This is a genomic window from Desulfitobacterium sp. (assembly GCF_035539115.1).
GTDB lineage: Bacteria > Bacillota > Desulfitobacteriia > Desulfitobacteriales > Desulfitobacteriaceae > Desulfitobacterium_A.
In genome coordinates this window covers 20,478-29,174 of record NZ_DATLJA010000059.1, presented here as the reverse complement: position 1 = coordinate 29,174, position 8,697 = coordinate 20,478, and the positions used below count along the sequence as shown (strand labels likewise).

At 41.6% G+C, this 8,697-nt stretch carries 7 protein-coding genes and 1 riboswitch; of the genes, 6 read left to right on the top strand and 1 reads right to left on the bottom strand.

Annotated elements, in window-relative coordinates; genetic code table 11:
* The first annotated feature begins 596 nt into the window (after positions 1-596).
* Positions 597-908 carry a hypothetical protein gene (locus VM640_RS10790; RefSeq protein ID WP_325392063.1) on the top strand — a complete coding sequence of 104 codons (312 nt, stop codon included), beginning with the start codon at positions 597-599 and terminating at the stop codon, positions 906-908.
* Here VM640_RS10790 and VM640_RS10785 read toward each other — a convergent pair.
* Complete coding sequence (locus tag VM640_RS10785) at positions 847-1,302, bottom strand: DUF1003 domain-containing protein (protein WP_325392061.1); 456 nt, start codon at positions 1,300-1,302, stop codon at positions 847-849. The two genes, VM640_RS10790 and VM640_RS10785, sit on opposite strands and share 62 nt — an antisense overlap.
* Positions 1,303-1,422: 120 nt before the next feature.
* Positions 1,423-1,656: riboswitch (M-box (ykoK) riboswitch) on the top strand.
* Between the two features lie 235 nt (positions 1,657-1,891).
* Here VM640_RS10785 and VM640_RS10780 point away from each other — a divergent pair.
* From VM640_RS10780 to VM640_RS10760, 5 genes are all read left to right on the top strand, one after another.
* Positions 1,892-3,190, top strand: a complete 1,299-nt coding sequence (locus tag VM640_RS10780) for a magnesium transporter (RefSeq protein WP_325392059.1) — start codon at positions 1,892-1,894, stop codon at positions 3,188-3,190.
* Positions 3,187-4,437, top strand: a complete 1,251-nt coding sequence (locus VM640_RS10775; RefSeq protein WP_325392057.1) for an Nramp family divalent metal transporter — start codon at positions 3,187-3,189, stop codon at positions 4,435-4,437. The genes VM640_RS10780 and VM640_RS10775 overlap by 4 nt, the downstream gene beginning before the upstream one ends.
* A 42-nt stretch (positions 4,438-4,479) precedes the next feature.
* Entirely contained in the window at positions 4,480-6,627 is a 2,148-nt protein-coding gene (locus VM640_RS10770) for an ATP-dependent helicase (RefSeq protein WP_325392055.1), read from the top strand.
* Positions 6,628-6,645: 18 nt separating this feature from the next.
* The gene (locus VM640_RS10765; RefSeq protein ID WP_325392053.1) at positions 6,646-7,833 is read left to right on the top strand and encodes an anaerobic nitric oxide reductase flavorubredoxin; all 1,188 of its coding nucleotides are present in this window, start codon (positions 6,646-6,648) and stop codon (positions 7,831-7,833) included.
* A 402-nt stretch (positions 7,834-8,235) separates the two neighbouring features.
* Positions 8,236-8,655, top strand: a complete 420-nt coding sequence (locus VM640_RS10760; protein WP_325392051.1) for a MarR family winged helix-turn-helix transcriptional regulator — start codon at positions 8,236-8,238, stop codon at positions 8,653-8,655.
* The last annotated feature ends 42 nt before the right edge of the window (positions 8,656-8,697 follow it).

Genomic DNA, 8,697 nt, shown 5'->3' with positions numbered 1-8,697 from the left:
TTTCGCTTTCCTACGATGAATGCGGTTAAGTTCGGCAGGATAAGGCGACTAAGGCCACCGCTTTGGCGCTGACCAAGTCTTCTATATCGCAAAGCTCGGCGAAAGCCGGGTTTTCTTTATTTGTATTTGGAGAAAGAAAGTAATCGAATTAGCCTATGTCGCCTCTCAACTAAAGGGTCAATCAGGTGGCTAAAGATGTATTTATTACCAGCACTCCAAATCATCTATTTCCAGTTGCTTTTTATGAAATACGATAGAATGAAGCCAAAGGTGCAGTTCACAATGAATCGCATAGTCCGTTGTTCAACAGCCCCTTTCGTAAGAGTGAGTGCTATTATGTTTAGATTTTTCAAAGACTTGATTACCGAGGGCTTCATTTATGGAAGTCACTTGATGAGTGGTGCTTTAATTTTTTCTCTCCAAATTCATGAGTAGAGTTTAAAAGTTTATCGAACCTAAAAAAACTGATAACACGTTCGTTACAAAAAACTACTATAATACTTTTATTGAAGCATTTTCAGATAAATATTTAAAAAAAGCAATGCAAACTTCAGTCCTAACTTATATCATATTTGGAAAGGTGTGTGAATCAATAGATGGAAGGATTACTGGACAATATAATTCTTCAGGAAGTCAGTGAACCTGATCACATTAATTACGGATATTTTGTAGGGAAAAATAGGAACAGTGTGTATAAACTAAAATCAGCTTTATACGATAGTCAGCTCAATCCGCTAATAATCAAGGATGCTGACCATAAAAATGCTTTATTTGCTAAAGTTCTAGATAGTGAAATTGACAGATTTTTAGAGATTTTAAAAGAATTTAATTTTAAAAAGGTTAAACTTAACGGAAATAGTATTGATGAAGTAAAGTGGATGTTTGGTGACGGCTGGCCTTCAAGGTGAAATACATAAAAAAGTTAATGGCAAAATCAATAATTGCTTCATGCTTATCCCGCGATGCTTGACGATTTTGACTCATTAAAATGAGGGGAGCTTGAAAAGCGGCTAAAAAGAACAGGAGGAGATTAAGCAGGATAAAAGGTGGTGCATCAAAATGCCTCGTCAATTGGAGGGTATTCCACACTATCCATGCAAAAAGGAAGATACCAAAAAGAATGATGAACTTCCAGCTACCACCAAAAGCAGCGATTCTATCGGCAAGTCGATCTGATACAGTCGTGGTTTTTAAATAGTCATCATTAATTCGGATTAACAAAGAATAGTTTATCTCAATTTGGTTGAAAAGAGAAATAGATTCGATAGTTATTTGTATTTGCACTTTCAAACGTTTAAGCACGTCTGATTATGCAAAGACGAGAAACTCTTCTTTGGACAGAGAAAAATCGCTATTTTCTTTGGAAATTGAGCTTATAGATTGACGGATTACCGAGAATAGACATATAATAAACCCGAACTTAAAATTCTCTGTTAGGTGAGGCTCCTGCATAAACACAGGCCACTGCCCGGAAATGTCGAGAGACATTGCTCCAAAAGGACAGCAATAAATGTCCTTTTTTGGCTACGACGGCTCAGACAATAGTCTCGAGACGCCAATGGGTAGAACAGGTATTACCGGCATAAGGTTTTACTTAAGGTGGCTGAGGAAACTCTACGTTATGCAGTGCTAAAGCTCAACGAGTTAGGGAAGGTCATCTATTGTGCTTTCTATTTTTGTGTACAAAGGCCTTCTATTACTAGAGGGCTTTTTTATTTTGCTTTCATTATATTACCTAGAAATGGGAATGGCTAAAGGAGGTGGTTGACGTGGATTCTGGCCCTAGTCCGGAGATATACAAATGGGGGTATAAAATGCAAACAGATATTCAATTACTGGGAGCTGCTTCCGGTTCAAGGAGGTCAGACTCCAGAAGTAAAGGAGGAGGAAAATGAGTGAAGTCAAGATCTTAGGAGAATTTTATTTTAGCCAGATCCTGAGTAAGCCCATCTTGGATGCTCAAGGGCGAAGGGTTGGACGGGTTAAAGATATGGCCATGCGCTGGGACAGTTTGGCTCCTCACGTAACGGGTATTAAGTTTGCCAAAGGGGTTCTGGATATGATTCCGATTGAGATGGTGTCTTCGATGAACCAACGGGAAATCAGATTGTCGGTCGCCTTTAGCCCAGACATCACAGTTCAACTCCAAGACGATGAAACGTTTATCGGAAAATGGCTGTTAGATAAGCAGATTATAGATTTAGAGGGGTCAAAGCTAGTTCGCGTGAATGACCTGACCCTTTCCTGGATCACCCGGAATCACAAACGACTGATGGTTTTGGTTGCGGTTGATATCGGCGTGCGGGGCTTGTTTCGACGTTTAGGGATAGAATTTCTAGTGAGGAGAATGAAAAATAACTTCCTTGGATGGCAATATATTAAGCCGCTGGAAAGCCGGACCTCGGCATTACAGATTACTCGTGAAAAGGAGCAACTGAGAGAACTCCATCCAGCTGATATTGCTGACCTGCTAGAAACCATGGGATATAAGGAAAGAACGGATTTAATTCATACTTTGGACTCGCAACAGGCGATTGACGCCCTGGCAGAAATGGAACTTGAAGCCCAGGTCGAAGTGATTAACCAATTGGATGAAAATACCGCGTCCGACCTTTTGGAAGAAATGCCGCCAGATGAGGCTGCGGATATTTTAGGAGAACTTTCGGTTGAAAAATCGGAGGAACTCTTAAAATTGATGGAATCGGAGGGTGCGGAAGATGTTCGTGAGCTGATGAAGTATGAGGAAGATACGGCAGGAGCGCTGATGACGACTGAGTACATCGGCTTTCCGCTTTATCTCACCGCTGAGGAAGCCATTAATAAACTTCGTGAGCTTGCCCCAGAGGCAGAGACGATTTACTACTTGTTTGTAGTGGATGAGGAGGAAACCTTAGAAGGGGTTCTCTCTTTGCGTGAACTGATTATTGCCCAACCATCAACTCAGCTTAAGGATTTGATGCATAAAAAAGTGGTCAAGATTCATCCTCTAGAGAGTACAGAAAAAGTGGCGGACATTATTAATAAATATGGTCTGCTCGCTGTGCCAGTGGTAGATGAAGTCCAAAAAATGCTGGGAATTATTACGGTTGATGATGTTCTGGAGCTTCTCATTCCGGAACGCGGAAAAAGTGACCTTGATTCCTGGTTAGTTGTTCGGAAACGGGAGACGAAGAGGGGGCAGGCCGAATGATGTGGAAAAGTAGACTTGCCCTTTTCTTATCGGTGATGGGGCCGGGAATTGTTACGGCTTTTGCGGATAATGACGCCGGCGGAATCGCAACCTATGCCGCAGCAGGGGCTAAATATGGGTATGCCCTGATTTTTACAATGATTGTGAGCACGGTTTTTTTAGCAATTGCTCAAGAAATTTCAGCTCGGACTGGAGCAGCAACCGGTCGGGGATTAGCTGACTTGATTCGGGAGCAGTACGGTGTCCGTTGGGCTTTGTTTGCCATGGCTGTTCTGATGGTCGCTAATTTGGGAACGACGGTTTCCGAGTTTTCCGGGATTGCTACAGCGTTCGAAATTTTTGGGGTTAGTAAATACATCTCGGTTCCTTTGGTCGCCTTCATTATTTGGTGGCTGGTCATCAAGACAGACTATGAAAGAATCGAGAAGATTTTTCTTCTGCTCTGCCTGACCTTTTTCAGCTATGTTATTTCCGGGGTGATGGTGCATCCACCGTGGAAGGAAGTTATGATCCAATCCATTACTCCGAATTTTTCAGGTTCCCCGGATTTTCTGCTGATGGCTATAGGTGTGATTGGGACGACCATCACCCCGTGGGGGCAGTTCTATGTTCAAGCCTCGGTCGTCGATAAGGGGATTACGGCTAAAAATTATCGGTATACTCGCTGGGATGTTCTGATTGGTTCCTTCTTCACGGGATTTATTGCTTTTTTTATTATCGTGGCAACGGCAGCGACTCTCTATGTTAATCATATCCCGATCGAAACGGCTAAAGACGTGGCGATCGCCTTGAAACCTTTAGCTGGAGAATACGCAAGTCTGCTCTTTGGGTTTGGACTACTTGGGGCGTCTGTACTGGCGGCTTTCGTCCTCCCCTTGAGTACCTCTTATGCGGTTTGCGAAGCGTTTGGCTTTGAACATGGAATCAGCAAATCGTCTCGGGAAGCCCCTGCCTTCTTTGGATTGTATACAGTGATTATTATCTTAGGGGCTGCATTTGTGCTTTGGCCAGGTCTCTCCCTTTATCATGTGATGCTGGTTACCCAGGTGATTAACGGGATGTTGCTTCCTCCCATTCTTATTTTTATGGTGCTCATCGCCAGTAAGAAAAGTATCATGGGAGAGTATGCGAATACGCCTTTATTCAATGGTGTAGCCTGGCTTTTTACAGCGATTTTGATTGGTTTAACGGTGCTTCTGTTGCTGGCCACGCTTTTTCCGGGGTTAGTATCTGGACTTTTTGCTTGAAGTTAAATGTTTTTGCTAACGAAGGGAGTTCCTTAATTCATCATGCAGCAGGATTGGCTTCAAATCCTGGAACAAGAAACAGGAGTTAACTTAAATGACGTGCAGAAGCAAGCGGTCCTTCAGACTGAAGGGCCGGTGCTTCTTTTAGCAACTCCAGGGGCGGGGAAGACGACCGTTTTAAACTTTCGGATTGCTTATCTTATTCTGGGGAAAGGAGTTCCTCCAGGCAATATTCTTGCTTTAACCTTTAGCCGTGCAGCTGCTCAAGATATGGGGGAACGTTATCATACTTTATTTGGACGGCGGGTACCTGAGCAGGTTCGCTTTTCGACCATTCATAGCTTATGCTACCGGATTGTACGCACATGGTTCCAAATGCAAAAACGATCATATCGCCTTATTGAAGAGGAACAAGGGGCATCAAGTAAAAGTGCTGTGCTCCGTCAACTTTATGAGTCCATAAACCACACAGTGTTAACTGAGGATAAGTTAGAAGAATTAATGCAAGCGATTGGGTATATTAAAAACAGCCTGATGCCTTGCCAAAAAATTGGCGAGCTTGAGGTTAAAGTAAAGAATTTAGAACAAATTTATACAGCTTATGAGGAGTATAAACGTAAAGCCCATACTCCTGTTATTCTTCTGGATTTTGACGATATGCTCACGATGGCGTATGACATCTTACGAAAACAGCCTGATCTGCTTAAGACCTCTCAACATCAATATCGCTATATTTTAATGGATGAAAGTCAAGATACCTCGCTAGTGCAAAATAAAATAGTTGAACTTCTCGCTCAGCCTCAAAATAATCTTTTTCTTGTTGGGGACGATGATCAAAGTATCTTCTCATTTCGGGCGGCTGATCCCCAATATTTACTTAACTTTCGGACAGTTTATCCTCAGGCTCAGATTCTCACCATGGATCAGAACTATCGGTCGACACAAAAGCTAGTGGCTTGCGCGAATGAATTTATCCGTGCCAATCAAAAGCGTTATCCGAAGAATATGTTCACCCAGCAAGCTTCCGGTGAACCGCCGCGGATGCTCAAGTTTACAACGAATGAAGAACAGTTGGAGTATTTGGTCGAGTCCTTAAAATCTAGACCCATTCCCCAAAAGGCCAATCAAGTTGCTGTTTTTTATCGAAATAATCTTTCTGCGGTACTCTTAATTGATCGTTTAGAGCGAGCCGGGATTTCGTTCTATATGAAGGATTTTCGAGATCGCTTTTTTAGACATTGGGTTGTTGAAGATGTGCTAAACTTTTTGAGATTTTCTTATAGCGATAAGAATGTAACGCTTCTCGAAAAGATCTTCACGAAGTTCGACTCTTATATTTCAAGAAAACAGCTTGAATGGCTGAAATCCAGTCCGTCTACGGAGTCCGTATTCGATCGTTTAGCGGAAATTCCAGAGACCAAGGAATTTCGACGGAAACGTTTACTCGAATTCAAACGGGAGTTTAAACGCTTAAATAAAATGAACCCAATTTCGGCGCTTCACTTTATTCGCCAAGACCTTAAATACGAAGAGAAAGTGCAAGATTTCGTTGAACGATTTGGCTATTCTATGGATGCGGTGCGGGGGATGCTTGACATCCTTGAGACAATCACGGAAGGGCAACAGAGTCTGGTCGATTTTGCTAATCGCCTAAAGTTGCTCGAAGAAACGGTTAAACACTCTGCTCAAAATAAAGGGAAACCGGTGGTTACGCTATCAACGTTGCATGCAGCCAAGGGTTTGGAATTCGACGAGGTGTACTTAATGGATTTGGCCGAAGGAATTCTTCCCGCTGCAGATGCGATCAAAGCAGTCGAGCAAAAACAAGATGCGGCGATGGAAGAAGAGAGACGTCTTTTCTATGTAGGGATAACCCGGGCTAAGCGCAAGTTGGAACTCTTAAGTGTTCAATTCCAAAACCATCAGGAAGTTTTACCCTCACGATTTGTGGTAGAGCTGAGCCAAATTCTTGGGGCCAAAGGACTATCCGTTGATGTTAAAATTGATGAGTATCCATTAACACGTGTGATTATCAAGAAAGGGGCTCTCGTTCGGCATAAGAAGTTTGGAATTGGTCAAATTACCAAAGTGGACGCAGATATCATGAATGTTCAATTCAAAGAAGGAATAAAGCAGCTTTCTGTAGAATTGTGTTTGTTAGAGAAAATTATAGAATCGGTAATAGCATGATCAAGGAGGCGTTGTTTAATGAGTTTCAAAATCAATGATCATATCACTTATGTAGGTAAAATCGACTGGGAGCTTCGTAAATTTCACGGGGAGGAGTATTCGACGCAAAAGGGCTCTTCTTATAATTCCTATTTGATTCGGGATGAAAAAACCGTTCTTATAGATACCGTTTGGAGGCCCTTTGGCAAGGAGTTCGTGGAAAGTCTTAAACAAGAAATTGATCTGCAGAAAATTGATTATATTATCATGCAGCATTCGGAGCCGGATCATAGCGGTGCTTTACCTTATCTCATGCAAGAGATTCCTAACACTCCAATCTACTGTACAGCGAGCGGCAAGAAGATTATTCAGGGGCATTATCATCAGAATTGGAACTTTGTCGAAGTTAAAACTGGCGATCGTTTGAACCTCGGACTACGGGAAATCACCTTTATTGAGGCTAAAATGCTTCATTGGCCCGATACCATGTTTTCATATCTTAGCGGAGACAACATTCTCTTCAGTAATGACGGTTTTGGGCAACATTATGCTTCAGAGTATATGTACAACGATTTGGTCAACCAAGACGAAATTGCCACAGAGTCGATGAAGTATTATGCCAATATTTTGACACCCTTTAGCAAAATGGTTGTCGGAAAAATTAATGAACTTGAAAAATTGGCCCTGCCAATTGAGATGATCTGCCCGAGCCATGGCATTCTCTGGCGCGATAATCCGATGCAAATTGTTAAAAAATATATGGAGTGGGCAACGGATTATCATGAGAATCAAGTGACGATTATCTATGATACGATGTGGAATAGCACGCGGAGAATGGCCGAGCGAATTGCGGCAGGGCTTCGGGCTGAGGACCCTGATTTGACGGTCAAACTCTTTAATTCTGCGCGTTCGGATAAAACAGAAATTATTATGGAAGTCTTCCGTTCCAAAGGGATCATTGTCGGTTCGCCAACTGTTAATAATGGAGTATTATCCTCGTTGGCTGGAATTTTAGAAGAAATTAAAGGCATGAAGTTTAAAAAGAAAAAAGCGAGTTCTTTTGGAAGTTATGGTTGGAGTGGAGAAAGTACGAAATTAATTTCGGAGGAACTGCAAAAAGCGGGTTTTGAAGTGGTTGATCCCGGACTCCGTTTACTCTGGGCTCCAGATGAAGAGGCATTAAATCAATGCGTAGAGCTCGGAAAGAGGTTTGCGAAAGCACTCTAGTGGAGGCTTGAGACTCAAGGAGAGGTCATAGACTTAAGAAAAGGTAAGATAAAAGAAGTAAGAAAAAAGTAAAAGTAAAAATAAAAAGCATGAAGCAACGATAATAGATTAAAGCGAAAGACCTTATAGAAAACCCAATCGTTAACTCAACTAAGAATAAGGATAGGATTCATAGTATTTATGAATGACCTATCCTCTATTTTTTATACGTATATACAGCGATTGTCATTGAAACTTAAGTTTAAGCTCATACGGTCAATTTCGTTAGTTGCAGGCGTAAAAATAAAATTGGTCAAGATAAATTTCAACTATAGGTATTGTCAAGGGGAAGTACTTTTAATATAATATATCTTGAGGTTCAAACATTTTGATATTCATAACAAAATGCTGGGAGGTAACGGAATGCAAATGATTGAAGAGTTGACCCATGAATTCCTGTTTTTTTTCAACGGGTTTTCCTCCTGGGAAAATTCGATTGTCCGCTCTAGTGACTTAACTGTGTCAGAAGCCCATGCCCTGGAAGTACTGGGAGAACATGAAAACATAAACATGAAAACACTCGCGCAAAAACTGGGAGTTACGACAGGAACAACGACAGTAACGGTAGATCGATTAGAAAAGAAAAACTTTGCTAAACGTGAATCAACGCTGGAAGATAGACGAGTTAACCTAATTGCTTTAACAGGCACAGGCAAGAAAGCTTTTGAGGAACACCATGCTTACCACATGCAGTTAACTGAGCAGATGGTTTCAGTACTAAGCGAGGATGAAATTAGACAATTTCTAAATACTCTTAAGAAGATAAATTTCGAGACTTTCTAAGATTTGAGGTTTTAAGAGAACAGTTAATTGAGAGGGAATAAC